The 677-nt window shown below is 68.8% G+C and carries 1 protein-coding gene; it reads right to left on the reverse strand.

Translation table 11 applies throughout. The features are described 5' to 3' along the window. On the reverse strand, positions 1 to 486 hold a 486-nt coding region (locus tag AC1DYI_RS37720; RefSeq protein ID WP_477209162.1), incomplete at its 3' end, for an EamA family transporter. Positions 487 to 677: the final 191 nt, after the last annotated feature.

Consider the following 677-nt stretch of genomic DNA (forward strand, 5'->3'; position numbering starts at 1 on the left):
GCCCAGGCCAGCGCGCACCCGCGCGCGCTGCAGCGGGTCTTGCACCTCGTGGGCCTTGTGCCACAACGCCGGCCCACCGGCGATCAACCAGATGCCGATGACGATGCCGGCCAGGCCTGCCACGCCGACGAGGCTGGGCCATTCGGACAGCAGCAGCATCGCGCCGACCGAACTGAGCAGTGGGCCGGTGYCACGCGCCACCGGGTAGACCACCGTCAGGTCCGACTCGCGGTAGCCTTTCAGCAGCACGTTGAAATACACGAGGTGCGTGATGCCGCTGGCGACGATCAGCGCCCACTCGCGCGGCCCCCAGCGGGGCACCGCGTCCCAGGCAACCCACAGCCCGAGCGGGGCCCAGATCACGACGATGAGCAGCGCGCCCATCAGAACGAAATGATGATTGCCACCAGCCTTCTTGGCGGCCACATTCCACGCCGCGTGCAACAACGCGGCCACCAGCACCAAGGCCAGAGCAAACCATGACATGTGCGGCGATTGTGCCCGGCAGGCGCAAAATAGCCGGCAAACCAAGGAGATCCCGCATGCTGAAGACCGCCGGCGCCCCGCGCCTTCGCCTGACCACCTTGCTCGCCGCCGCCTTGTTCGGGCTGTCGTTCGCTGCCACTGCGGCGCCGACCGCGGAACCGTCCGCCGACACGCACGCCAAGGCCCACGTC

This window comes from Ideonella sp. P3_A4 (assembly GCF_056403075.1).